The organism is Nocardia asteroides (assembly GCF_900637185.1).
Taxonomy (GTDB): Bacteria; Actinomycetota; Actinomycetes; order Mycobacteriales; family Mycobacteriaceae; genus Nocardia; species Nocardia asteroides.
This window is the reverse complement of the sequence record NZ_LR134352.1, coordinates 3,002,811-3,027,304: the sequence shown is the minus strand read 5'-3', so window position 1 is coordinate 3,027,304 and position 24,494 is coordinate 3,002,811. Positions and strand designations below refer to the sequence as shown.

The following is a 24,494-nucleotide window of genomic DNA, read 5'->3' as shown; positions in this document are numbered from 1 at the left end:
TCCGCCTCGGTAGCATTTACCGGGTGTCCCCCATCGCTGACGTCGCCGAAGTGTCCGTAACCCGTCCGCCGCTGACCGCGGACGAGATCGACGCCGCCGCCAAGCGAATTTCCGACATCATCGAGCCGACGCCGCTGCAGTACTCCGCGCGGCTGTCGGCGAGCACCGGCGCGCAGGTGTACCTCAAGCGCGAAGACCTCACCGCGGTGCGCTCGTACAAGCTGCGCGGCGCCTACAACCTGATGGACCAGCTCACCGCCGCCGAGCGCGCGGCGGGTGTGGTCGCGGCCAGCGCGGGCAACCACGCCCAGGGCGTGGCGTTCGCGTGCCAGGCCATGGGGGTGCGCGGGCGGATCTACGTGCCGACCACCACGCCCAAGCAGAAGCGTGACCGCATCCGGGTGCACGGCGGCGAGTTCGTCGAGCTGATCGCCGTCGGCGAGACCTACGACGCGGCCGCCGCGGCCGCCGCCGCCGATGTCGCCCGTACCGGCGCCACCATGGTGCCGCCGTTCGACGACCCGCGCACCGCCGCGGGCCAGGGCACCATCGCCGCCGAGTTCCTCGAGCAGCTCGGGACCGCCCCGGATCTGGTCGTGGTGCCGGTCGGCGGCGGCGGCTGCCTGGCCGGCATCGGCACCTATCTGCGCGAGCGGGCGCCGCGGGCCGGTCTGCTCGGGGTGGAACCGGCGGGCGCGGCCTCGATGACCGCGGCGCTGGTCGCGGGCGGCCCGGTGACCCTGCCCGAGATCGACCCGTTCGTCGACGGTGCCGCCGTGCGCCGCATCGGCGACCTGCCGTACCAGGCGGCGGCCTCCTTCGGCGGCCGGGTGGTCTCGCACGCCTCGCTGCCGCTGCTCACCACCACCGAATCCCCGGGCGGCACCGCCTCGTTCCGGGTGATGCAGGTCGACGAGGGCGCCATCTGCACCGCGATGCTCGACCTGTACCAGAACGAGGGCATCATCGCCGAGCCCGCGGGCGCGCTGGCCACCGCGGCACTGTCCGAGCTCGAGATCGAGCCCGGGTCGACGGTGGTGGTGCTGGTCTCCGGCGGCAACAACGACGTCTCCCGCTACGGCGAGATCATCGAACGGTCGCTGGTGCACCGGGGCCTCAAGCACTACTTCCTGGTGGACTTCCCGCAGGAGCCCGGCGCGCTGCGCCGCTTCCTCGACGACGTCCTCGGCCCGGACGACGACATCACCATGTTCGAGTACGTCAAGCGCAACAACCGGGAGACCGGGGCCGCGCTGGTCGGCATCGAGCTCGGCGCCACCGACGATCTGGCCTCGCTGCTGCACCGCATCGAGGAGTCCCCGATCCAGGCCGAGCGCCTGGAACCGGGGTCACCCGCGTACCGCTACCTCACCTGAGCCCTACGCGGCCGCGCGGTCGAGCCTCGGCCCGCGGCCGCGGCCGGCGCGCGCACCCGCCATGACCAGCGGCAGCAACCAGCCCATCGCCACCTGGTCGTAGGCGAGCAGGCCCTGGTCCAGGCGGTTGTGTACGAAGCCGACCGACAGTCCGGACTGCGGGTCGACCCAGCCGAAGGATCCGCCCAGACCGATGTGGCCGAAGGCGTTCCTGGCGCCGGGCATCGGCATGGAGTGGTAGCCGAGGTGCCACATCATCGGCAGGTAGAACAGCGCGTGGTCGAGGTGGTAGGTCTGCACCCGGCGGATCCGCGTGTGGGTCTGCGGCCGCAGGTAGGGCCTGCCGTCGATGGTGGTGCCGTCGGCCAGCGCGGCGTACATCCTGGCCAGGCCGGTCGCGGTGCACACGCCGTTGCCCGCGGGCATCTCGGTGTCGAGGATGGTCGGTTCGTCACCGTCGAGGATGCCGTTCAGGCCACGGACGAACAGGCAGCGCGACGCGGCGCCGAGCGGACCGGGGACCAGCTTGCCGACGCGGTCGAGAACCCCCGCGGCGATCGGATGGCCGGCCACGCTCAGGTGCGTGCCCGCCAGCGGCGCGTACTCGGTCGACGAACCGGCCCGCGGACGCCCCAGATGGATACCGTCGAGCCCGAGCGGGTCGGTGACCTCGGTGCGGATCAGCTCGCCCATGGACCGCCCGGTGACGGCCCTGGCCAGCCCGGCCAGCAGCCACCCGTAGGTCAGCGCGTGGTAGGTCGGCACGCCGCGCAGTCGGTCGGGGGTGGCCAGCGCGAGCCGGTCCTCCATGAGTTCGTGGTCGAGGGATTCGGCGGCGCTGGTGGCCACCGCGCACAACGACGACAGCCCGGCGCGGTGGGTGAGCACGTCGGCGACGGTGATCGCGCCCTTGCCGTTGGCGGCGAAGCGCGGCCAGTATTCGGCCACCGGAGCGCGGTAGTCGAGCAGGCCGCGGTCGGCGAGCCGGTGGATGACGGTCGCGGTGACACCCTTGGTCGCCGAGAACACGATCGGCGCGGTGTCGGCCGTCCACGGCCGGTCTCCCGCGGTGCCGGTCCACAGGTGGGCGACGGGCTCGCCGTGCCGATAGATCGCGAGGGCGCCGCCCGCGGCGCGGCGATGACCGATCAGGGCCGCGAAGGCGCGCACCAGCGGACCGAATCCGGCCGGGGCGAAACCGCCGACACCGGCCGGAAGGGCAGCACTGTCCTGTCCGTAAGCGTCGTTGCTCATCGTTCAACCGTACGGTCGTCCGTTCGGTTGGGCAACGGTCGCGACCCGACCGTGCCCGAGCCGTGCCCTTGCCCCGGTCAGCCGGTGATCACGGTGCCCGCGCCGTCGCCCTCTTCGAGGACGGCGAAACTGTGCCCGGAGATGAGTGTTCCCGCACCGGATTCGGTAGCGGGCGCCCAGGCCAGCAGCACCCGCCCGTGGACCGGGATCACCGCTTCGTCCTCGGACAGGTTGCACACCACCGAGATCCGGCCGCGCCGCAGCACGAACCAGCGCCTGGCCTCGTCGTAGTCGGCCCAGACGTGGTCCAGCCACGGATCGGCGAACTCGGATCTGGCCTTGCGCAAGGCGATCAGGGCGCGGTAGCAGGCCAGCAGCCGGGCGTGCGGTTCGCGCCGGGGTTCGGTCCAGTCGAGCTGGGAGCGGGTGAAGGTGGCCGGATCCTGCGGGTCGGGTACCTCGTCAGCGGACCAGCCGTGCTCGGCGAACTCGGCGCGCCGTCCCGCCGCCGTCGCCGCCGCGACGACCGGATCGGTGTGCGAGGTGAAGAACTGGAACGGGGTGCGCGCGCCCCACTCCTCCCCCATGAACAACATCGGGGTGCTCGCCGACAGCAGCACCAGCGCCGCCTTCACCGCGAGCTGACCGGGCGTGAGGTATTCGCTCGGACGGTCACCGACGGCGCGGTTGCCGATCTGGTCGTGGGTGCAGGTGTAGCCGAGCAGGGCGCTGCCGGGGATCAGCTCCCGTGGGATCGGGATGCCGTGGGTGCGGCCGCGGAAGCTGGAATACGTTCCGGCGTGGAAGAACCCGTGCGTGAGGGTCTGCGCGAGGCAGGCCAGGGAGCCGAAATCGGCGTAGTAGCCCTGCCGTTCACCGGAGACCGCGGTGTGCACGGCATGGTGCAGGTCGTCGTTCCACTGGCCGGTGAGGCCGTAGCCGCCCGCGGCGCGCGGGGTGATCAGCCGGGGGTCGTTGAGATCGCTCTCGGCGATCAGGCTGAGCGGACGGCCCAGATGCGCCGACAGCGCGGTGGTTTCGACGGCGAGTTCGGTGAGCAGGTGGGTGGCGGTGCGGTCGACCAGGGCGTGCACGGCGTCGATGCGGAGCGCGTCGAGGTGGAATTCGCGCAGCCAGCGCAGGGCGTTGTCGATGATGTGGCGGCGCACCGCGTCGGAGCCGGGACCGTCCAGGTTGAGGCTCTGCCCCCAGGTGTTGTGCCCCTCGCTGAGGTAGGGACCGAAGCGCGGCAGGTAGTTGCCGGAAGGCCCGAGGTGGTTGTAGACCACGTCCAGGCAGACGGCGAGGCCGCGCGCGTGGCAGGCATCGACGAAGCGTTGCAGGCCGTCGGGACCGCCGTAGCTCTCCTGCACCGCGTACCAGAGCACGCCGTCGTAGCCCCAGTTGTGGGTGCCGTCGAAGGCGTTGACCGGCATCAGCTCGACGGTGGTGACGCCCAGGTCGACCAGGTGGTCGAGCCGCTCGATCGCCGCGTCGAAGGTGCCGTCCGGGGTGAACGTGCCGATGTGCAGCTCGTAGAACACCGAGCCGGCGAGTTGCCTGCCGGTCCAGCGGTGGTCGGTCCAGCGGGCGGGATCGAGGTCGTGCACGGCCGAGGGCGCGTGGACGCCGTCGGGCTGCCGTGGCGAGCGCGGGTCGGGCAGGACGGTCGGGTCGTCGTCGATCAGGAAGCCGTATCGGGCGCCCTGACCTGCGTCGACGGTGACCGACCACCAGCCGCCGCCGTTGCGCCGCATGGGCTGTGCCACCCCGTCCAGTTGCAGCCGGACCGTCCCCGCCTCCGGCGCCCACACCCGAAACTGCCTCATGGGCACAGCATGGCACGCGCGCGGTCATCGGGCAGGGCGACCGGTGTCGCCGGATGATCAGTCGTGCGCGACGACACCGACCGGACCCGTGCCGAGGCACAGTTCGAGGCCCGGGGTCAGCGCCCGCACGCGCAACGCGGAGCCGCCGCCGAGCATGCGGAGGTAGACCGGGTGCAAGCCGCGACCGATCTCGGTGACGGTTTCGGCACCGCCCTCGAACGACACCGCGATCATGGCGTCCCGGTCGGCCAGATAGTTCAGCTGGGCGGTCCATTCACGGGTCTGCATCGGGCCGTCCAGGGGCAGCCGCACCGACGACCCGCCGGTCACCCGGTAGCCGCAGTCCGGTTCGGGGCCGGGCAGGATCGAGCGGTTCCACCACACCGCCGCGTCGACGAGGGCGCCGTCGTCGGTGAACATCCGCAGCCGCGGGGTCGCGCGGGCGAAGGTGTCCGGCCCGGCCAGCGGGGCGAACACCTGGTCGGTCATGTTCTGCGGAAAGGCCAAGGGGTTGAGCACGTTCCATGGCACTTCCTGTGGCAGCAGCGGCGCGTCGGCGGTCGGCAGGGCGGCCCGTACGCCGGTGACGTAATCGCGGGCCGGGCTCGGTGACCACGAGCGGGTGAAGCTCACGGTCGAATAGGTGCTGCCCGCCACGAACAGGACCGCCATGGCGAGCCCGGCGACCTGTCGCCCGGACCGCGCACCGGGCTTGCCACCGGATAGGGGCGACCGTGGCGCGCGCATGATCAGGGCGAGCCCGACGCAGCCGACGACGGCGAAATCCGCGAAATACCGGATGGATTGCAGCAGCAGCGCCGCGGTGCCCGGCCCGTCGCGCAGGATCACTACGGGCGCGACCGTCACGACGGCGTAGGCGGTCAGGGCCACCCAGATCGGTCCGGTCCGCGTCCGGGTGCGAATCGTCCACGCGGCGAACAGGATCAGCGCCACCCAGCACAGCACGACCGCGACACCGGGCGGATCGGCCCACGGCGTGGCCGGTTGCCACCGCTCCCACCGCCACGGACCGCCGAACAGGGCGGGCACCAGCCCGTCGGACAGGGCTTGGCGCAGCAGGGCGGTCGGCTGTTCGGGGCGCGACAATCCACGCGGCTTCTGGATGACGAGCAGGAAGAACGCCGACCAGGCCAGCAGCACCGCGCCGGCCGCCGTCCACAGCACCGCACCCCGCCGCACGGCCGCCCGCACCGGCTCCCCCGTCACCCAGGCCAGCAGCGCCACCACGGCGACCGCGACCGGCAGCACCACCACGGCCTTCTCGAAGAACAGCAGCGCCACGGCGGTCACCGCCGCACCCGACACGGCGTACCGCGTGCGCCCGGTGCGCACCAGCCGCACGGCGTCGGCGCTCACCCAGGCCAGCGCGATCTGCAACGGCAGCGCGTTCACCGCCGCGGCCCACCAGGCGAACGCGGGCACCGTCAACGGCACGAACAGATAGAAGATCAGCGGCACCAGCAGGCGCGGCCCGGTGCCGAGCAGGACGACGAGCAGCCGCGACACCGCCAGCGAGGCGAGCAGTTGCAGCGCGACGAGCACCGCCGCCGCCACCCCCCACTGCAACGGTGCCACCGCGGTCACCAGCCACGTCAGCACGAACGCCAGCGGCATCACATGCCCGTCGTGGCTGGTGACCAGCAGATCGGGCGACCACAGCGCGTGCCTGCCCGCCTCGCCGATGAGGATGAAGTCGTCCCAGTAGAAGAACCCCGACGCCGCCACCCAGGCCCGCAGGGCCAGCTGCGCCACGATCAGCATCGCCGCGACGAGCAGCACCCGCCGTGACCTCGCCGACGGCGACAGCCGTGGCGGATCGGCGGGATGCGGTGGCGAGTCGAGCAGCAGCGCGGACATCACGCCACTCGACGCTAGCCCGTACCGCGCCGCGGGGCCATCACCCCCGGCGCCCGGGCGCGGCTCAGTCCAGGAAGTCCCCGATCGCGGCGCGGAAGCCGCCGGGATTGTCCTCGTGCACCATGTGCGCGGCATCGGGGACGAGCGCGCGACGCGCCGACGGCAACTGGGCCAGCACCTCGGTCGACTGCTCGACCGGGATCCAGGTGTCACCGGAACCCCACACGAGCAGCGTCGGCGCGGCGACGCGGGGGAGCAACGCGGTCACCGCCGCGAGGTCGAGCCCGCTCGCGCGCCACATCGCGGCGCGGTTGACCGGGCGGCTCGCCGCGTCCCAGTAGGCGGCGGCCACCTCGGGCGTGAGCCGTTCGGGATGGGCGTAGGAATTGCGCAGGCCGGTCGTGAACACGGGCTCGGTCATGAGCTCGGCCGCCGCCTGGCCCACCCCGGGCACCCGCACCAGGCGCAGCGCCGGATTGAGGTCCCGGTCCAGGACCAGCGGCGCGGCCAGCACCAGCCGGTCGACCCGCTCCGGATACCTGGCCGCGAGCGCGACCGCCAGCGCACCGCCCATCGAATGCGCGACGAACGACGCGCGCTCGATCCCGGCCGCGTCGAGGAACTGCACGATCGCGTCGGTGGTGGAGGTCAGGTCGAAGCCGAAGGCGGGGTCGGTGGGCGTGGTGTAGCCGTAGCCCGGCGGATCGACGGTGACGACCGTGTGACCGGCGGCCACCGCGGGCGCGATCTCGCGCCAGGTGTAGGACCACACGGTGCCGCCCGGCAGGAACACCACCGGCGAGCCCGCGCCCAGCTGCCGGTAGTGGAACCGCGCGAGCGGCGTATCCACGTACCGCGCCGGACCCAGTGCCTGCTCAGCGGCTCCCGGCGCCTCGGCCGCGGCCGGTACCGCCGTCAGCCAGACCGCGGCGGCCAGGACCGCCACCACCGCTCGCGACCGTCGCCGGCCACCCGTACTCCACCGCATCCGTCACTCCCCTGTGCCTCCGGCCGACGGCCGGATCGTCCGATTGTCTTCTCGACAGTCGGACGAGACACCGGCCCGAAAGGTGACGGCGGGTGTGGCAGATCACCTTTCGGCGAGTCAGCCCAGGCAGCCGGGACCGAGCAGCGCCTTCAGGTCGCCCATCAGCGCGGAGGAGGGACTGACCCGCCAGCTGTCGTCGAGCTTGAGCAGGGTGGTCTTCTCGCGGGCGCCGACATGGCGGACATGCACGTCGGAGGTACCGGGATGACGGGAGAGCACCTTCTTGAGCTCGCCGATCTTGTCGGGTGTGCACATGCGCGTCGTCATCACCACCGACACCGGTTTGGCGACACCGATGGCCGAGAGGTCGGGCACCACCAGGTCGTTGGCGATCAGCGAGATCCGGTCGTCACGGACCGACACCCGCGCCTTGACCAGCACCACGGCGTCCTCGACCACGTCCATGCCGTACACCGAGTAGGACTGCGGGAAGAACAGCACCTCCACACCACCGGTGAGGTCCTCCAGCTGCGCCGAGGCCCAGGCCAGGCCGTTCTTGTTGATCCGGCGGTTGACCGAGGCCAGGATGCCGCCGATGGTCACCTGCGCGCCGTCCTTGACGTCGCCTTCCAGGATCGCCGGGATCGGGGTGTCGACCTGAGCGGCCAGCACGTGCTCGACACCGTTGAGCGGATGGCCGGAGACGTAGAGGCCCAGCATCTCCCGCTCGAGGGCGAGTTTGTGCTTGGTCTCCCACTCGTCCTCGGGGACCTTCACGTTGAACACCGAGGCGACCGAGTCGTCACCGTCGTCGAGGCCACCGAACAGGTCGAACTGGCCGATCGCCTCGGCCTTCTTGGTCGACATCACCGCGTCGATCGCGTCGGAGTGGATCAGCAGCAGGCCCTTGCGCGGATGCCCGAGCGAGTCGAAACCGCCTGCCTTGATGAGCGATTCGGTGACCTTCTTGGAACAGGCGATCGCGTCGATCTTGTTCAGGTAGTCGGAGAAGTCGGTGAACTTCGACTTCTCCTTGCGGGCGGCGATGATCGAGGACACCACGTTGGCGCCGACATTGCGGACCGCGCCGAGACCGAAGCGGATGTCCTTGCCGACCGAGGCGAAGTTCTGCTCGGACTCGTTGACATCCGGCGGCAGCACCGTGATGCCCATCTTGCGGCAGTCCGACAGGTAGATGGCGGCCTTGTCCTTGTCGTCGCCGACGGAGGTGAGCAGACCGGCCATGTACTCGGCGGGATAGTTGGCCTTCAGGTAGGCGGTCCAGAAGGACACCAGGCCGTAGCCGGCGGCGTGCGACTTGTTGAACGCGTAGCCGGCGAACGGGAGGATGGTGTCCCACAGCGCCTTGATGGCGGGCTCGGAGAAGTCGTTGGCCAGCATGCCCTCGCGGAAGCCCGCGTAGGCCTCCTCCAGCACCGACAGCTTCTTCTTACCCATGGCGCGGCGCAGGATGTCGGCCTGGCCGAGCGAGTACCCGGCCACCTTCTGCGCGATCTGCATGATCTGTTCCTGATAGACGATCAGGCCGAAGGTGTCGGCCAGGATCTCCTTCAGTGGCTCTTCGAGCTCGGGATGGATCGGTTTGACCTCTTGGCGGCCGTTCTTGCGGTCGGCGTAGTCGTTGTGGGCGTTCATGCCCATCGGACCGGGCCGGTACAGCGCGAGAACGGCGACGATGTCCTCGAAGCCGGTGGGCTGCATGCGGCGCAGCAGGTCGCGCATGGCGCTGCCGTCGAGCTGGAACACGCCGAGGGTGTCGCCGCGGGCGAGCAGTTCGTAGGTGGCCTTGTCGTCGAGCGGCAGGTGATCCATGTCCAGATCGATGCCGCGGTTGGCCTTGATGTTCTCCAGCGCGTCACCGATGACGGTGAGGTTGCGCAGACCGAGGAAGTCCATCTTCAGCAGGCCGATGGCCTCGCACGACGGATAGTCCCAGCCGGTGATGATCGCGCCGTCCTGGGCGCGCTTCCACACCGGGATCGCGTCAGTGAGCGGCTCGGAGGACATGATGACCGCGCAGGCGTGCACGCCGGCGTTGCGGATCAGGCCCTCCAGGCCCAGCGCGGTCTCGTAGATCTTGGCGACATCGGGATTGGACCCGATCAGCTCGCGGACCTCGGCGGCTTCCTTGTACCGCTCGTGCTCCGGATCGGTGATGCCCGAGACCGGGATGTCCTTGGCCATGATCGGCGGCGGCAGCGCCTTGGTGATCTGGTCGGCGATGGCGAAACCGGGCTGGCCGAACAGGACTCGCGCGGAGTCCTTGATCGCGGCCTTGGTCTTGATGGTGCCGAAGGTGATCACCTGGGCGACCCGGTCGCTGCCCCACTTCTCGGTGGCGTAGCGGACCATCTCACCGCGGCGGCGATCGTCGAAGTCGATATCGATATCGGGCATCGACACGCGCTCGGGGTTGAGGAACCGCTCGAACAGCAGACCGTGCGGGATCGGGTCGATATTGGTGATGCCCATCGCGTAGGCGACGAGCGAGCCCGCGGCCGAACCACGGCCGGGGCCGACGCGGATACCGACGTCGAGGGCGTGCCGGATGAGGTCACCGACGACGAGGAAGTACGCCGGGAAGCCCATCTGGTTGATGACCGAGAGCTCGTACTCGGCGCGGTCGACGTAGTCGCGCGGGGGGCCGTCCGGGAACCGCCGGTCCAGGCCGCGCATGACCTCCTTGTGCAGGAAGGTGGCCTGGGTCTCGCCCTCGGGCACCGGGAAGATCGGCATCCGGTCGCGGTGGGCCCACACGTCGTCGTAGGACTGCACGCGTTCGCCGATGATCTCGGTGTTGTCGCACGCGCCGGGGACTTCGGCGTCCCAGATGGCGCGCATCTCCGCGGCCGACTTCAGGTAGTAGCCGTCACCGTCGAACTTGAAGCGGGTGGGGTCGGACAGCGTCTTGCCGGTCTGGATGCACAGCAGCGCTTCGTGGTTGGTCGACTGGTCCTTGGTGACGTAGTGGCAGTCGTTGGTGGCGATCGGCGGGATGTCGAGCTGCTTGCTCACCATCATCAGGCCCTCGCGGACCCGGCGCTCGATCGACAGACCGTGGTCCATCACCTCGAGGAAGAAGTTGTCCTTGCCGAAGATCTCCTGCCACTTGGCGGCGGCCTCGAGGGCTTCGCGTTCGTGACCGAGGCGCAGCCGGGTCTGCACCTCACCCGACGGGCAGCCCGTCGTGGCGATGATGCCCTCCGCGTACTGCGCGATGATCTCCTCGTCCATGCGCGCCCACTTGCCGAGCTGGCCCTCGATGGAGGCCAGGCTCGACAGTTTGAACAGGTTGCGCAGGCCGGTCGCGTTCTCGGCGACCATCGTCATGTGGGTGTAGGCGCCCGAACCCGAGACGTCGTCGCCCTTCTGGCCGGGATCGCCCCACTGCACGCGCTTGGTGTCGAACCGGGAGCCCGGCGCGATGTAGGCCTCGATGCCGATGATCGGCTTGATGCCCGCCTTCTTGGCGCTGTTGTAGAACTCCGAGGCGCCGTACATGTTGCCGTGGTCGGTCATGCCGACGGCGGTCATGCCCAGCCGTTCCGCCTCCGCGAACAGCGGCGAAATCTTCGCCGCACCATCGAGCATGGAGTACTCGGTGTGGTTGTGCAGGTGAACGAACGATCCGGACGAAGCCAAGACGGTCCTTCCTCCCATGGTGTCGACGGGGGTTGGCCTTGGCATTCTATGCACGGGGGTACGACAACATTTCGCGTGCCACACGGGCGCCCCGCCCCCGCCTGGCCCGGTCCGGCGTGTCGTGGCGAAGGTCACCGGCGAGTCCCCAGCAACCGTCCGTTTTCCGCCAGTCCCCGACCGGGCCCACGGCACGGCGCGCGCGTCCGCGATCACCGGAACACCGGCTGCGCGAACGGCGATAATCGGCGGATGTCCGCACGAGCGGTGCGGCAGGGCGAGGAGACGGGAGCACACGGTGACAACCACGGCGGTGGTGCTGGCTGGTGTCGCGATCGTGCTGGTCATCGCCTGGCTCGTCTGGCGGCGGACGCAGCGGGTGGTGACGACGCCTGCGCAGCGGGCGGTGCATCAGGCGCTGCATACCGCGTCGCTGGCGGCGGTGCCGTTGCGGCGGGGGTTGACGGCGGAGGCGGCCGGGGAGGCGGCGCCGTATCTGCGGGGGCTGGCGGGGGCCGAGGCGCTGGGGGTGGTGGACGCCGAGGCGACGCTGCTGGCCTGGGACGGGCCGCACCCCGGGATGGTCGCGGTGTTCGACGAGGCGGCGCGGCGGGCGATCGCCGAGGAGCGGGCGGTGCTGGTCACCGGGGACGAGCATTCGCTCATCGCGCAGCCGCTGTCGATCGACACGGGGGCGGTGGTGGGGGCGCTCGGGATGGTGACCACCGGGAAGCCGGGGCCGGGGATGCTGGGGGCGGCGGGTGAGGTCGCGCGGTACGCGTGTGGGCAGTTGGAGCTGGCGGAGCTGGATGCCTCGCGGGCGCGGGTCGATCGCGCCGAGTTGCGGGCGCTGCGGGCGCAGATCAGTCCGCATTTCATCTACAACGCGCTCAACACGATCGCCTCGTTCGTGCGCACCGATCCCGACCGGGCCCGCGAACTGATTCTCGAATTCGCCGACTTCACCCGCTACTCCTTCCGTGCCGCGGGCGAATTCACCGTGCTGGCCGACGAACTGCGCAATATCGAGCGCTACCTCGCCCTCGAACAGGCCCGCTTCGGGGACGCGCTGGACGTGCGCCTGCAGATCGCGCCGGAGGTCCTCGGCGTGGTGCTGCCGTTCCTGGCGCTGCAACCGCTGGTGGAGAACGCGGTGCGGCACGGGCTGGGCGGCGGCGGGCGCGGCGGCCAGCTGAGCATCGTCGCCACCGACGCGGGCACCGACTGCCTGATCAGCGTCGAGGACGACGGCATCGGCATGGACCCCGACCTGCTGCGCTCGGGCGCCCTCGACGCCGTCGACACCGGCACCGGCCCCGCCCGCACCGGCGAAGCCGCCCACGTCGGCCTGGCCAATGTCGACGACCGCCTCCGCGCCGCCTTCGGCAACGACTACGGCCTCGTCGTCGACACGGCCCCCGGCGCGGGCACCAAGGTCAGCATGCGCGTCCCCAAATTCCGCGCCGGCATCCGCGCCTGATCCGAGCCCCGCCGATCCGCAGGCGGCTGCGCCTGAGTCCCCCCATCGGCCCGGACGGCGACCTCACCTGACATCCGCCCGCCGGGCGACCGGGGATCCTGACCGACCGGGCAAGGAAGACAGCTACCATGGATGGGCTGTGACCTGGACCACCGATGAGACCTCGACCGCGTTGCGGGTGCTCGCTGTCGACGACGAGAAGCCCGCGCTCGACGAGCTGGTGTATCTGCTGAGCGCGCAGCCGGGGGTGGGGGAGATTCATCGGGCCGGGGAGGCGACGGGGGCGTTGCGGTTGTTGCGGGCGCATCCGATCGATGCGGTGTTTCTCGATATCGATATGCCGGGGCTCACGGGGATGGAGCTGGCGGGGATTCTGTCGGAATTCGCGGAGCCGCCCGCGGTGGTGTTCGTGACCGCGCACGACGATCACGCGGTGGCGGCGTTCGATCTGGGGGCGGTGGACTATCTGCTCAAGCCGCTGCGGGAGGCGCGGCTGGCCGAGGCGGTACGCCGGATCCTGGCCGCCAGGGTGCCCGCGCCCGCGGCGGCACCGCCCTCGCCCACGCACCCGAGCGAGGTGATCCCGGTGGAGCTGGGTGGCGTGACCACGCTGGTGAACCGGGCCGACGTGGCCTGGGTGGAGGCCGACGGCGACTACGCGCGCCTGCACACGGCGACCGGCTCGCATCTGGTGCGGATTCCGCTCTCGGCACTCGAATCGCGCTGGGAAGACGCCGGTTTCCTGCGTGTGCACCGGTCGTATCTGGTGGCGTTGCGGCTGGTCACCGGGCTGCGCAGCGCCGGAACCGGGACCGTGGTGTGCCTGCGCGCCGAGGGCGCGGCCGGTGCGGTGGAGCTGCCGGTGAGCAGACGGCAGGTGCGCGAACTCAAGCAGCGACTGGTGCACGGACCGCGGCAGAACTGGTCGCAGCGGTGACCGGCCCGCAGCGCCCGCCCCGCGAGCGGGTGGTGCTGGCGCAGCGGCGCGGCGCGCGGCAGATCCGGACCCGCACGGAGGTGGTCGAGCAGACCGATCTCGGCGCCGCGCTGATCGGCGGCCTGATCCGCGCGCAACTGGGCCTGGCACTACGGCTCGGGCTGGTGGTGGTCGCAGGGTTCGGCGCGCTGCCGGTGCTGTTCGGGATCGACGCGATCGCCGACGCGACCGTCCTCGGTCTCCGGCTGCCGTGGATCGTGCTGGGCCTGCTCGCCTTCCCCGCGCTGTACGCGGTGGGCCGGCTGTATGTGCGGCTGGCGCAACGCAACGAGGACGACTTCCTCGAGCTGGCCGGGGAGTGACCGCGTGAGCACCTTTCCCCGGCGGACCAGATGACACCGGACAGTCCGGCACTCACCATCGCCGCCCTGCTGCTGGCCGCGGTCGCCACCATCGGCATCGGCTTCTACGGAGTCCGCCTCTCGCGCACCACCTCCGACTTCCTGGTCGCCTCACGCACCGTGGGTTCCCGATGGAACGCCGCCGCGATCTCCGGTGAATACCTTTCCGCCGCCTCCTTTCTCGGCGTGGCGGGACTGATCGCCAAATACGGCGCCGACGCGCTCTGGTATCCGGTGGGCTTCACCGCCGGATACCTCGGTCTGCTGATGTTCGTCGCCGCGCCCCTGCGTCGCTCCGGCGCCTACACCGTGCCCGATTTCGCCGAGTTCCGGCTGGGTTCTATCCGGTTGCGGCGCTTGGCGGCCGGGCTCGTGGTGCTGGTCTGCGCGGTGTACCTCATCCCGCAGTTCCAGGGCGCGGGACTCACGCTGCACATCCTGCTCGGCGCTCCGCCGTGGGTGGGCGCGGTGGCGGTGGGCGCGATCGTGCTGGCCAATGTGATCGGCGGCGGCATGCGGTCGGTGACGCTGGTGCAGGCGTTCCAGTACTGGCTGAAACTGACGGCGGTGGCGGTGCCCGCGCTGGTGCTCGGCCTGCATTTCCTCGGTGACGAACCGCCTCTCGGCTCCCCCGCGCCGCCGACGGTGGACCAGCGCACCACCGTCGACATCTCCACCGATGTGGTGGTCCACCTCGACGTCGCCCAGCAGGTGCACGTCACCGGCACTGTCGACGGCGCGGCCGCGCGGGGCCCGGTGCTGCTCACCCCCGGCGACCACACCCTCACCGCCGGCACCGAACTGGTCCTGGAACCGGGAGCGGCGGTCCCGGTGGTCGCCGGCGCGCCCGCCGACGGGGCCAGCTGGGTGGCCGCCGGTGGCGGTTTCGGCGGCGAACATCCGCAGTACCAGGTGTTCTCGCTCATCGTGGCGACCTTCCTCGGCACGATGGGCCTGCCGCATGTGCTGGTCCGCTTCTACACCAATCGCGACGGTCCGTCGGCCCGCCGCACCGCGCTGACGGTCATCGGGCTGGTCGGGCTGTTCTATCTGTTCCCGATCCTGCTCGGCGTGTTCGCCCGCCTGTATGTGCCACAGCTGCTGATCACCGGCGCGTCCGACGCCGCGGTGGTGCTGTTGCCGGGCGCGGTACTCGGCGGCCTGGGCGGGCAGCTGCTCGCCGCGCTGGCCGCGGCGGGCGCGATCGCGGCCTTCCTGTCGACGTCCTCAGGTCTGCTGGTGAGCCTGGCCGGGGTGCTCAGCACCGACGTGCTGCGCGGGCGGATCCGCGACTTCCGGGCCGCCGCCCTGGTCGCCGGGCTCGTCCCGCTGACGCTGGCGCTCACCGTCGCCTCGCTCGATCTGTCGCGCACGGTCGCCCTCGCGTTCTCGGTTGCCGCCTCGACGCTGTGCCCGCTGCTGGTGCTCGGGATCTGGTGGCGTGGCCTGACCGCGGCGGGGGCGGCGGCCGGTCTGCTCACCGGCGGTGTCACGGCCGGCGGCGCGACGGTGCTGGCCGTGCTCGGTGGCGTCTCCCCCGAGCTGGCGGACGGCTGGGCCTCGGCGATCGTCGACTATCCGGGCGCGGTGAGCGTGCCGCTGGCCTTCGCGGTGACGATCCTGGTCAGCCTGCTCACCCGGGGCCAGGACGCGCGGACCGTCGCGGGGATCTTCGTGCGGATGCACGCGCCGGAACGGCTCGGGCTCAGCGCCGACCGCGACCCCGAATCCACCGCCCACCGGTGATCTCGCGCCGACCGTTCGTCGCACCACAGCGACCGTTCACCGCAGCGACGGCCACCTTCGGCGAGTGACCCACGCCACATCATAGTGCGCCCACGCCGGGAGCCTTACGGTCACTGCACGCACGACCACCCTCACGCTAGGACCCCAGGCATGACCGACACCGACACCGCAGAAGCGCCCGACCGGCGCACGCCGAGTGCCGACGAATGGCTCGCCGTGCAGCAGAGCCCGCAGTTCCAGGAACTGCGCAACCGCCTGCGCCGCTTCGTCTTCCCGATGACCGCCCTGTTCCTGCTGTGGTACCTCAGCTATGTGCTGCTCGGTGCCTACGCGCACGACTTCATGGCGACCGAGGTCTTCGGCAACATCAACGTGGGCCTGCTGCTCGGCCTCGGGCAGTTCGTCTCCACGTTCCTCATCACCGGGCTCTACGTCCGGTTCGCCAATCGTGAGCTGGACCCGCGTGCCGCGGCCATCCGCGCATCTCTCGAGGAAGGCCGAGCGTGAACATCCTCGCCGCGGAGACGACCGTGGGTAACCCGGTCGCCAATATCGCCATTTTCGCGCTGTTCGTCGCGGTCACCATGGTCGTGGTGATCCGGGCCAGCCGCAACAACGCCAGTGCCGCCGACTACTTCACCGGCGGCCGCGGATTCTCCGGTCCGCAGAACGGCATCGCCATCGCCGGTGACTATCTGTCGGCGGCGAGCTTCCTCGGCATCGCGGGCGCCATCGCGGTGTACGGCTACGACGGGTTCCTGTATTCGATCGGGTTCCTGGTCGCCTGGCTGGTCGCGCTGCTGCTGGTGGCCGAGATGCTGCGCAACACCGGCAAGTTCACCATGGCCGACGTGCTCAGCTTCCGGCTGAAGGAAGGCCCGGTGCGCACCGCGGCCGCGCTGACCACGCTCACCGTGTCGCTGTTCTATCTGCTCGCGCAGATGGCGGGCGCGGGTGGCCTGGTGGCGCTGCTGCTCGACATCTCCTCGCGCGCTGGGCAATCGGTCGTGATCGCGATCGTCGGCGTGCTGATGATCGTGTACGTGCTGGTCGGTGGCATGAAGGGCACCACCTGGGTGCAGATCATCAAGGCGGTGCTGCTGATCGCGGGCGCCGCGTTCATGACGGTGCTGGTGCTGGCCAAGTTCGGCTTCAACTTCTCCGACATTCTCGGCGCCGCACAGGAATCGGTGAGCGAGTCGGCCAACAAGGCCGTGGCCGCCCGCGACGTGCTGGCGCCCGGCGCCCAGTACGGCGGCAGCGAGACCTCCAAGCTGAACTTCGTCTCGCTGGGTCTGGCGCTGGTGCTCGGCACCGCGGGTCTGCCGCACGTGCTGATGCGCTTCTACACGGTCCCGACCGCGAAAGAGGCTCGGCGCTCGGTGGTCTGGGCGATCAGCCTGATCGGCGCGTTCTACTTGTTCACCCTGGTGCTCGGGTACGGCGCGGCGGCCATCGTCGGCCCGGACCGGATCCTCGCGGCGGCGGGTGGCCAGAACTCGGCGGCGCCGCTGCTGGCGTTCGAGCTGGGCGGCGTCATCCTGCTCGGGGTGATCTCGGCGGTCGCGTTCGCGACGATCCTGGCCGTGGTGGCCGGTCTGACGATCACCGCCTCGGCCTCGTTCGCCCACGACATCTACGCCAGCGTGCTCAAGAAGGGCAAGGTCGACGAGCGCAAGCAGGTGCGGGTCTCGCGGATCACCGCCGTGGTGATCGGTGTGCTCGCGATCGGGCTCGGCATCCTGGCCAACGGCCAGAACATCGCGTTCCTGGTGGCGCTGGCGTTCGCGGTGGCCGCGGCCGCCAACCTGCCGACCATCCTGTACTCGCTGTTCTGGCGCCGTTTCAACACCACCGGCGCGCTGTGGTCGATGTACGGCGGCCTGATCTCGACGATCGTGCTCATCGTGTTCTCCCCGGCGGTGTCGGGCACCAAGACCTCGATGATCACCGGCGCCGATTTCCACTGGTTCCCGCTGTCCAACCCGGGCATCGTGTCCATTCCGCTGGCCTTCGTCCTCGGCATCGTCGGCACCTATGTCGGCGGCCGTGGCGAGCAGGCCGACAACGCCAAGGCCGCGGAGATGGAAGTCCGGGCGCTGACCGGTGTCGGTGCGGAGAAGGCGATCTCGCACTGACGTTGCCCTGCCCGTGCCGGTGGTCCCAGCCACCGGCACGGGTTTCACCCCTGTTCGTTCGAAGGAGATTTCTCGTGACCGGTGCAGTCACCGACCCCACCCGGCCCGACCACGCGACCAGCTACCCGCCCGCCGCGGAGTTCGTCGCCCAGGCCAACGCCGATGCCTCGCTCTACGCCCGCGGCGACACCGACCGTGACGGCTTCTGGGCCGAGCAGGCCGACCGGCTGCACTGGCACACCCCCTTCACCCAGGTCCTGGACTGGAGCGACGCACCGGTCGCGCGCTGGTTCGCCGACGGCGAGCTCAACGTCGCCTACAACTGCGTCGATCGCCACGTCCTCGACGGCCACGGCGACCAGGTCGCCATCCACTGGGAAGGCGAACCCGGCGACTCCCGCGCCATCACGTATCGCGAACTGCTCGACGAGGTTTCGCGCGCGGCCAACGCGTTCACCGCGCTCGGGCTGGTGGCGGGCGATCGCGTCGCGATCTACATGCCGATGGTTCCCGAGGCCATCGTCTCGATGCTGGCGTGCGCGCGGCTGGGTCTGCCGCATTCGGTGGTGTTCGCCGGGTTCTCGCCGACGGCGTTGCGTCAGCGGGTCGACGACGCGCAGGCCCGCCTGATCGTCACCACCGACGGGCAGTGGCGCCGCGGCAAGCCCGCCCCGCTGAAGTCGGCGGTGGACGAGGCGCTCGGCGACGATCCCACCTCCGTGGAGCACGTGCTGGTGGTCCGCCGGACCGGGCTGGACGTGCCGTGGACCGAGGTGCGCGACCTGTGGTGGGACGAAACCGTCTCCCTCGCTTCGCCTTCCCACGAAGCCCAGCCCTTCCCCGCCGAACACCCCCTCTTCATCCTCTACACCTCCGGCACCACCGGAAAACCCAAAGGCATCCTGCACACCACCGGCGGCTACCTCACCCAAACCGCCTACACCCACCACAACGTCTTCGACCACAAAGCAGGCACCGACATCTACTGGTGCACCGCCGACATCGGCTGGGTCACCGGCCACAGCTACATCGTCTACGGACCCCTGGCCAACCGCGCCACCCAGATCGTCTACGAAGGCACCCCCAACTCCCCCACCGAACACCGCCACTTCGAAATCATCGAAAAATACGGCGTCACCATCTACTACACCGCCCCCACCCTCATCCGCACCTTCATGAAATGGGGACGCGAGATCCCCGACGCCCACAACCTCACCACCCTGCGCCTGCTCGGCTCCGTCGGCGAACCCATCAACCCCGAAGCCTGGCGCTGGTACCGCGAGGTCATCGGCGCGAACAAGACCCCCATCGTCGACACCTGGTGGCAGACCGAAACCGGCGCCATCATGATCTCCCCGCTGCCCGGCGTCACCGACACCAAACCCGGCGCGGCGACGGCGGCACTGCCGGGGATCTCGGCGGCGGTGGTCGACGACGACGGCACCCCGCTCGGCAACGACGCCTCGGGTCTGCTGGTGCTGGACCAGCCGTGGCCCTCGATGCTGCGCGGCATCTGGGGCGACATGGACCGGTTCCGCGAAACCTATTGGCAGCGTTTCGCTTCCGAGGGCTGGTACTTCGCCGGCGACGGCGCCAAGGCCGACGCGGACGGCGACCTGTGGATCCTGGGCCGGGTCGACGACGTCATGAACGTCTCGGGGCACCGCATCTCCACCGCCGAGGTGGAGTCGGCGCTGGTCGGACATCCGGCCGTAGCCGAGGCCGCCGTGGTCGGCGCCTCCGACGCCACCACCGGGCAGGGCATCGTCGCCTTCGTCATCCTCACCGGGTCGGCGGCGACCGGCGACGAACTCGTCACCGAGCTGAAGGCCGCGGTGTCGCTGGAGATCAGCCCGATCGCCCGGCCACGCGAGATCCACATCGTCCCGGAGCTGCCCAAGACCCGCAGCGGCAAGATCATGCGCCGGCTGCTGCGCGACGTGGCCGAGGGCCGCGAACTGGGCGACACCTCCACGCTGGTCGACCCGACCGTGTTCGAGGCGATCGCCAAGGGATGAGCGGACTTTCCGGCACGCGCGCATGTCGGATGGGCGCGGCGCGCACGACACCGGGCATGCTGTGATGGTGGAGATCCCTATGTTCCCGCTGGGCGCGGTCCTGCTGCCCGGCGAGCCGCTGTCGTTGCAGATCTTCGAACCGCGCTATGTCGCGCTGGTCGAGGACTGCCTCGACGGGCACCGGGAGCCGGAGTTCGGCGTGGTGCTCATCGCCCGCGGGCACGAGGTCGGCGGTGGCGACGTGCGCACCGATGTGGGCGTGATCGCGCGCATCGTCGACGTGATCGAGCTGGCGGGGTCGCGGTTCCGGCTGCGCTGTGTGGGCACCGAGCGGATCCGGGTCGACGAGTGGCTGACCGACGCGCCCTACCCCAGGGCCGACGTGCGGGTGTGGCCGGACGAGATCGGCGCCGACGACACCGATCTCGTGGCCGACCTGCGCAAGCGCGCCGATCGGCTGCACACGCTCACCGCGCAGCTCGCCCGGCGCTCCGGGATCCGGCGACCGCCGCCGTCGGCGTCGCTGGAGGACCTGTCGCCCGATCCGGGCATCCGCTCCTACGAGCTGGCCGCGCGCCTGCCGATCGGGCCAACCGATCGGCAGGCCGCCCTGGCGGCGCCGGACCCCCATGCCCGCCTGGAAACCCTCGTCACCGCGGTCGACGACGCGATCGCGATGATGGAGTTCCGCTTGCAGTGACCCCGGTCAGCCGACGGTGACGGTGATCTTCGCCCTGGCGTGCTCGGTTTCCCTGTAGTGGATCGCCGCGGACCAGATCGACATTGCGGGTGCTGCACACCCCCGTGACCACCGCGCCCGCGGCCTGCGCGATCTGCACCGAGAAGGTGCCCACTCCGCCCGAGGCGCCGATGATCAGCACGCGCTGCCGGTCCTGGACATGCCCCAGGCAGGTCAGCGCGGTATTGGCGGCCAGCGGGACGGCGGGCCCGCGACGGGCCGCTCGACCTGCGCCACCTCCAGCACCGCCGATGACCCGTAGACCTGCTGCACGATCGCCTTCACCCAGGTGACGGTAGGCCCTCGGACGCGGTGTCCACATCAGGGAATCCCTCGATTCGAACCCGGGACGGGCGGGTTCCGTTGAACCGATAAGGAGCGGGCCCCGGAGCAGCGGTCGCCTTGCTCATGTCGACAGCTTCGATCGGAGTTCCAGCGATGACCAGTAACGAGATCCGGATCGACCGCAGAACCGCGTTCGTCGGCGCGGGCGTACTGGCGGCCGCCGCGACCGTGGCGGCGTGCGGCGGGAAGGACGAGACCGCGCCCGCCGGGGCGCAGGCGCCGGCGGGCGGGCCGACGGGGGCACTGGCGAAAACAGCCGACGTGCCGGTCGGCGGCGGGGTGATCGCCGGGGACACCGTGATCACCCAGCCGTCGGCCGGGACCTTCGTCGGCCTGTCGTCCACCTGCACCCATGCCGGCTGCCGGGTGGGCGACGTGTCGAACGGGACGATCAACTGCCCGTGCCACGGCAGCCGGTTCGGGCTCGACGGAAGCGTCAGCGCCGGTCCGGCCACCACCCCGCTGCTGGCGAAACCGGTTCGGGTGGAAGGTGATTCGATCGTGCCCGCCTGAGCGCCGGCTCAGCCCGCGTCCATCATGGCGTCCATGCGGCGCTGCATCTCCTCGGGCGAGACGTCCTCGACGTGGGTCGCCACGGTCCAGCGGTGACCCCACGGGTCCTCGAAGGCGCCGCTGCGGTCGCCGTAGAACTGGTCGGTCATCGGGTTGATCTCGGTGGCGCCCGCGCCGAGCGCGGCGGCGAAGGCGGCGTCGGCGTCTTCGACGTAGACCATCAGATTCACCGGCGAACCACCGACCGCGGTCGGGTCGAGGAAACCCATCTCCGGCGCCGGGTCGCCGACCATCAGCACCGAGTCGCCGATGAGCAGTTCACTGTGCGCCACGGTCCCGTCGGGGCCGGGCATCCGCATGCGTTCGGTGACGCCGAAGACGGCGGTGTAGAAGTCGATCGCGGCCGCGGCGCCCGCGCACGAGATGCCGGGACAGATCCGCGGATAACCTGCGGGAAAGGGCGAAACATCAGACATCGGATTCCTCCGGGTCGAGGTTGATGCTCGGACCGTTCCGAGCCTATTCCCCTCGTCCAGCCGGGGAAAGGGCCTCCGCGCGGGTCTTCCGGCCGACCGGAAAGACTGATAGAACTTGTTCTAGTTTCATTGTCGAATCCGGAGGGGCCGAACATGCGGTACGGGCTCGTGTTGTTTACCAGTGACCGGGGCATCACGCCCGCCGATGCCGCGCTGGCCGCGGAGAAGGCCGGGTTCGATTCGTTCTACGTGCCGGAGCACACCCACATCCCGGTGGTGCGGGCCGCGGCGCATCCGCAGACCGGCGACTCCTCGCTGCCCGACGACCGCTACCTGCGCACCCTCGACCCGTGGGTCGCGCTGGCCACTGCCGCCGCGGTGACCGAGCGGATCACCCTGTCGACGGCGGTGGCACTGCCCGCCGAGCACCATCCGATCACCCTGGCCAAGACCATCGCCTCCCTCGACCACCTCTCCGGCGGCCGGGTCGAACTCGGCGTCGGATTCGGCTGGAACACCGACGAACTCGCCCACCACGGCGTCCCGCCGCAGAAGCGGCGCACCGTCCTGCGCGAGAACCTCGACGCGATGCGCACCATCTGGTCGCAGGAGGAAGCCGAGTTCGACGGCGAGTTCGTGCGATTCGGGCCGAGCTGGTCCTGGCCGAAGCCGACCAGCCCGACCATTCCGGTGCTGCTGGGCGCGGGCGGCACCGAGAAGACCTTCGGCTGGCTGGCCCGCCACGCCGACGGCTGGATCACCACCCCCACCGAGGGCGAGCTGGGCGACAAGATCGCGCTGCTGAACCGGGTCTGGAGCGAGGCGGGCCGCGAGGGCAGCCCGCGTGTGATCGCGCTGGCGGGCCGCCACAATGCGGCCCAGCTCGAGCAGTGGGCCGAGCTCGGCGTCACCGAGGTGGTCTTCGGGGTGCCCGACAAGTCGGCCGACGAGGTGCGCGGCTACATCGAGTACCTGGGCGGCAAGCTCGCCCCCGCCGCCGTCAGCGGCTAGCGGGTCAGCCGCGCAGCTTGCGAACCTGCGCGGCGGTCAAGTCGGCCAGCACGCCGGGATCGACCGATTCCGGCGCGGTCACCACCACCTGCACCAGGGTGTTGCCGACCTGCACCAGCGCCGTCGCCGAGGTGAGCGTGAGCCCCTCGCTGCTCGCGCTGAGGGTGAACGCGGAACTGGCGTCCCCGGCGGGCGGCTGGTCCAGCGCGGCGGTGCGGTAGTCGATGTGCACGCCTGCGTCGTCGCCGGTATAGCTGCCGCATCGGCGCGGCTGGGCCTGGAGCGCGTCGAACGCGGCGGCCAGCGCGGCATCGGGATAGCTCGCCGCGTCGATGTCGATGGTGGCGTAGCTCGGGCCCGCGAACTGCACCGACGCGGCGGCCGCCGAGCCCGGCCACTGCTCGGCGACGGGGCTGAGCAGGCGCCCGCAGTCGGGCGGATTCGTCGGTGCGGCGGGCGGCACCGCGGCGCCCTCGCCCGACGTGGTGCGCGGCGGCATGGCGGTGAAGTCACCGGGCAGATCGCCCGCGCCCAGCAGGCCCGCCGACAGCTGGGCGTTGTCGCGCACGACGGCGCCGGTGCCCGGCGCCGCGGTGGCGGCCGACGGGAAGGACGCGGTGGACTCGTCGTCGGACCCGCACCCGGCGACTCCGGCCAGCGCCGCGCACGCCGACACGGCCGCGCCCGCGCGCAGCAGGGTCGCTCGCATCATTCGGTCCAGGACACGCGCGTGGACTGCGTCTGCACGAGGGTGCTCACGCTGCGCTCGTCGCGGTAGATCTGCTGACCACCCACGTCGATGGCGCCCGCGACCGGTAACGGCAGCCCGAGATCGACGGTGATGGTGCCGGTGCCCTCCATGACATAGCCCGCGATGTCGAGCGCGCCCGCGTCGTTGGGCAGTTCCCAGACCTTGTCGGTCGGGGTCTGGGTCACCTGCAGGTCGATGGTGAGCCGGTCACCGTCGCGGCTGGTCAGGGTGGCGGTGGTGATCTGGTCGAGGGTGACGCCGCCGGTGATCTCCTGATGCACCGTCCATACCGCGCCCACGCCGACGGGCTCGTCGGGGAACGCGATCGAGCGGTACACCGCCTGGTAGAACGCCTGTTCCAGGGCCGCGCGCGCGGTATTGGGGGTATCGGGTGACGGCGCGAGGCGCAGTTCGGTGATCGCGCCCAGATCGCTCATCTCCAGCCCGGCGTGCGAGCCGTCGGCGGTGGTGAAGGCCTTGTTCAGGGCCGGGTCGGGCGTGGTGACGGTCCCGACCGTGAGGTCGACACCGTCGGCGCCCGCGGTCGCGGTCATCGGGATGGTCAGCGCGGCGGGCGAGAAATCACGCGCGGGCTGATCGTTGACCTGCTGCTGGATGCGGTAATCGGTGCGCAGCGTCACCTCCTGGGTGGTGCCTGCCGCGTAGCGCGGGCGCAGCAGGTCGCGCGGCTCGTCGCCGGGCGAGACCAGCGTGGTGACCGCCGCCGAGATCGGCACCGTCACTTCCTTGCCGTAGCCCAGCGGCTCGGTGCCCTCCCCGTCGACGGGCGACGCCGACCGATCGGCACAGCCCGCGCCGAAGGTCGCGAACCCGACCACGAGCGCCACGAGAAACACCCCGGGGCGCGCGACGCGGGGTAAGCGGGAACCAGACAACACCGTCACAGCCATCAGCGTACGACCGCTTCCTGAGTAACAGCTGGGACTGCGGGAC

General features: G+C 70.7%; 19 protein-coding genes. 11 read left to right on the top strand and 8 right to left on the bottom strand.

Annotated features, from left to right (window positions below; translation table 11 throughout):
• Positions 1 to 23: 23 nt before the first annotated feature.
• Positions 24 to 1,376: a threonine ammonia-lyase IlvA gene (ilvA, locus tag EL493_RS14180; RefSeq protein ID WP_019046276.1), complete on the top strand. Its 1,353-nt coding sequence runs from the start codon at positions 24 to 26 to the stop codon at positions 1,374 to 1,376.
• 3 nt (positions 1,377 to 1,379) lie between these two features.
• Here ilvA and EL493_RS14175 read toward each other — a convergent pair whose 3' ends face one another.
• The 5 genes from EL493_RS14175 to dnaE form a co-directional block, all read right to left on the bottom strand.
• Entirely contained in the window at positions 1,380 to 2,630 is a 1,251-nt protein-coding gene (locus EL493_RS14175; RefSeq protein ID WP_019046275.1) for a serine hydrolase domain-containing protein, read from the bottom strand.
• A 77-nt stretch (positions 2,631 to 2,707) separates the two neighbouring features.
• Positions 2,708 to 4,459, bottom strand: coding sequence for a malto-oligosyltrehalose trehalohydrolase (gene treZ / locus EL493_RS14170; protein ID WP_074965660.1), 1,752 nt, complete (start codon positions 4,457 to 4,459; stop codon positions 2,708 to 2,710).
• A 57-nt stretch (positions 4,460 to 4,516) separates the two neighbouring features.
• Positions 4,517 to 6,337, bottom strand: coding sequence for a hypothetical protein (locus tag EL493_RS14165; protein WP_019046273.1), 1,821 nt, complete (start codon positions 6,335 to 6,337; stop codon positions 4,517 to 4,519).
• 64 nt (positions 6,338 to 6,401) lie between these two features.
• Complete coding sequence (locus EL493_RS14160; protein ID WP_019046272.1) at positions 6,402 to 7,286, bottom strand: alpha/beta fold hydrolase; 885 nt, start codon at positions 7,284 to 7,286, stop codon at positions 6,402 to 6,404.
• A gap of 156 nt (positions 7,287 to 7,442) precedes the next feature.
• Complete coding sequence (gene dnaE, locus EL493_RS14155; RefSeq protein WP_022565984.1) at positions 7,443 to 11,006, bottom strand: DNA polymerase III subunit alpha; 3,564 nt, start codon at positions 11,004 to 11,006, stop codon at positions 7,443 to 7,445.
• A gap of 277 nt (positions 11,007 to 11,283) precedes the next feature.
• Here dnaE and EL493_RS14150 point away from each other — a divergent pair, with 277 nt between their 5' ends.
• The 9 genes from EL493_RS14150 to EL493_RS14105 all read left to right on the top strand — a co-directional run bounded on the left by EL493_RS14150 (position 11,284) and on the right by EL493_RS14105 (position 21,302).
• Positions 11,284 to 12,465: a sensor histidine kinase gene (locus EL493_RS14150; RefSeq protein WP_022565985.1), complete on the top strand. Its 1,182-nt coding sequence runs from the start codon at positions 11,284 to 11,286 to the stop codon at positions 12,463 to 12,465.
• A gap of 139 nt (positions 12,466 to 12,604) precedes the next feature.
• Entirely contained in the window at positions 12,605 to 13,402 is a 798-nt protein-coding gene (locus tag EL493_RS14145; RefSeq protein ID WP_019046269.1) for a LytR/AlgR family response regulator transcription factor, read from the top strand.
• Positions 13,399 to 13,764 (top strand): hypothetical protein, encoded by a 366-nt coding sequence (locus EL493_RS14140; protein ID WP_019046268.1) that lies wholly within the window; start codon positions 13,399 to 13,401, stop codon positions 13,762 to 13,764. The genes EL493_RS14145 and EL493_RS14140 overlap by 4 nt, the downstream gene beginning before the upstream one ends.
• A gap of 30 nt (positions 13,765 to 13,794) precedes the next feature.
• Positions 13,795 to 15,549, top strand: a complete 1,755-nt coding sequence (locus EL493_RS14135; RefSeq protein ID WP_019046267.1) for a sodium/solute symporter — start codon at positions 13,795 to 13,797, stop codon at positions 15,547 to 15,549.
• 150 nt (positions 15,550 to 15,699) lie between these two features.
• Positions 15,700 to 16,056, top strand: coding sequence for a DUF485 domain-containing protein (locus tag EL493_RS14130; protein ID WP_019046266.1), 357 nt, complete (start codon positions 15,700 to 15,702; stop codon positions 16,054 to 16,056).
• Positions 16,053 to 17,687 carry a solute symporter family protein gene (locus EL493_RS14125; RefSeq protein WP_019046265.1) on the top strand — a complete coding sequence of 545 codons (1,635 nt, stop codon included), beginning with the start codon at positions 16,053 to 16,055 and terminating at the stop codon, positions 17,685 to 17,687. The genes EL493_RS14130 and EL493_RS14125 overlap by 4 nt, the downstream gene beginning before the upstream one ends.
• 74 nt (positions 17,688 to 17,761) lie before the next feature.
• Positions 17,762 to 19,705 (top strand): acetate--CoA ligase, encoded by a 1,944-nt coding sequence (acs, locus tag EL493_RS14120; RefSeq protein ID WP_019046264.1) that lies wholly within the window; start codon positions 17,762 to 17,764, stop codon positions 19,703 to 19,705.
• A gap of 64 nt (positions 19,706 to 19,769) precedes the next feature.
• Positions 19,770 to 20,405, top strand: a complete 636-nt coding sequence (locus tag EL493_RS14115) for an LON peptidase substrate-binding domain-containing protein (RefSeq protein WP_019046263.1) — start codon at positions 19,770 to 19,772, stop codon at positions 20,403 to 20,405.
• A gap of 477 nt (positions 20,406 to 20,882) precedes the next feature.
• Positions 20,883 to 21,302 (top strand): Rieske (2Fe-2S) protein, encoded by a 420-nt coding sequence (locus tag EL493_RS14105; RefSeq protein ID WP_019046262.1) that lies wholly within the window; start codon positions 20,883 to 20,885, stop codon positions 21,300 to 21,302.
• 8 nt (positions 21,303 to 21,310) lie between these two features.
• Here EL493_RS14105 and EL493_RS14100 read toward each other — a convergent pair whose 3' ends face one another.
• Positions 21,311 to 21,778, bottom strand: coding sequence for a VOC family protein (locus tag EL493_RS14100; protein WP_019046261.1), 468 nt, complete (start codon positions 21,776 to 21,778; stop codon positions 21,311 to 21,313).
• A gap of 153 nt (positions 21,779 to 21,931) precedes the next feature.
• On the opposite strand from EL493_RS14100, the gene EL493_RS14095 reads away from it, so the two are divergent.
• The gene (locus tag EL493_RS14095) at positions 21,932 to 22,789 is read left to right on the top strand and encodes an LLM class F420-dependent oxidoreductase (RefSeq protein WP_019046260.1); all 858 of its coding nucleotides are present in this window, start codon (positions 21,932 to 21,934) and stop codon (positions 22,787 to 22,789) included.
• Between the two features lie 4 nt (positions 22,790 to 22,793).
• On the opposite strand, the gene EL493_RS14090 is transcribed toward EL493_RS14095, so the two are convergent.
• Together EL493_RS14090 and EL493_RS14085 are read right to left on the bottom strand one after the other, a co-directional pair.
• Positions 22,794 to 23,501, bottom strand: a complete 708-nt coding sequence (locus EL493_RS14090) for a sensor domain-containing protein (RefSeq protein ID WP_022565989.1) — start codon at positions 23,499 to 23,501, stop codon at positions 22,794 to 22,796.
• Positions 23,498 to 24,451, bottom strand: a complete 954-nt coding sequence (locus EL493_RS14085) for a hypothetical protein (protein ID WP_030204343.1) — start codon at positions 24,449 to 24,451, stop codon at positions 23,498 to 23,500. Before EL493_RS14085 ends, EL493_RS14090 begins: the two co-directional genes overlap by 4 nt.
• Between the last annotated feature and the right edge of the window lie 43 nt (positions 24,452 to 24,494).

Excerpts from the sequence above, each read along its gene's own strand:
- EL493_RS14175 (WP_019046275.1), bottom strand. The coding sequence starts at position 2,630 with ATGAGCAACGACGCTTACGGACAGGACAGTGCTGCCCTTCCGGCCGGT.
- treZ (WP_074965660.1), bottom strand. The coding sequence starts at position 4,459 with ATGAGGCAGTTTCGGGTGTGGGCGCCGGAGGCGGGGACGGTCCGGCTG.
- EL493_RS14115 (WP_019046263.1), top strand. The coding sequence starts at position 19,770 with ATGGTGGAGATCCCTATGTTCCCGCTGGGCGCGGTCCTGCTGCCCGGC.
- EL493_RS14105 (WP_019046262.1), top strand. The coding sequence starts at position 20,883 with ATGACCAGTAACGAGATCCGGATCGACCGCAGAACCGCGTTCGTCGGC.
- EL493_RS14085 (WP_030204343.1), bottom strand. The coding sequence starts at position 24,451 with ATGGCTGTGACGGTGTTGTCTGGTTCCCGCTTACCCCGCGTCGCGCGC.
- EL493_RS14090 (WP_022565989.1), bottom strand. The coding sequence starts at position 23,501 with ATGATGCGAGCGACCCTGCTGCGCGCGGGCGCGGCCGTGTCGGCGTGC.
- EL493_RS14130 (WP_019046266.1), top strand. The coding sequence starts at position 15,700 with ATGACCGACACCGACACCGCAGAAGCGCCCGACCGGCGCACGCCGAGT.
- EL493_RS14095 (WP_019046260.1), top strand. The coding sequence starts at position 21,932 with ATGCGGTACGGGCTCGTGTTGTTTACCAGTGACCGGGGCATCACGCCC.
- EL493_RS14100 (WP_019046261.1), bottom strand. The coding sequence starts at position 21,778 with ATGTCTGATGTTTCGCCCTTTCCCGCAGGTTATCCGCGGATCTGTCCC.
- dnaE (WP_022565984.1), bottom strand. The coding sequence starts at position 11,006 with ATGGGAGGAAGGACCGTCTTGGCTTCGTCCGGATCGTTCGTTCACCTG.
- EL493_RS14135 (WP_019046267.1), top strand. The coding sequence starts at position 13,795 with ATGACACCGGACAGTCCGGCACTCACCATCGCCGCCCTGCTGCTGGCC.
- EL493_RS14165 (WP_019046273.1), bottom strand. The coding sequence starts at position 6,337 with ATGTCCGCGCTGCTGCTCGACTCGCCACCGCATCCCGCCGATCCGCCA.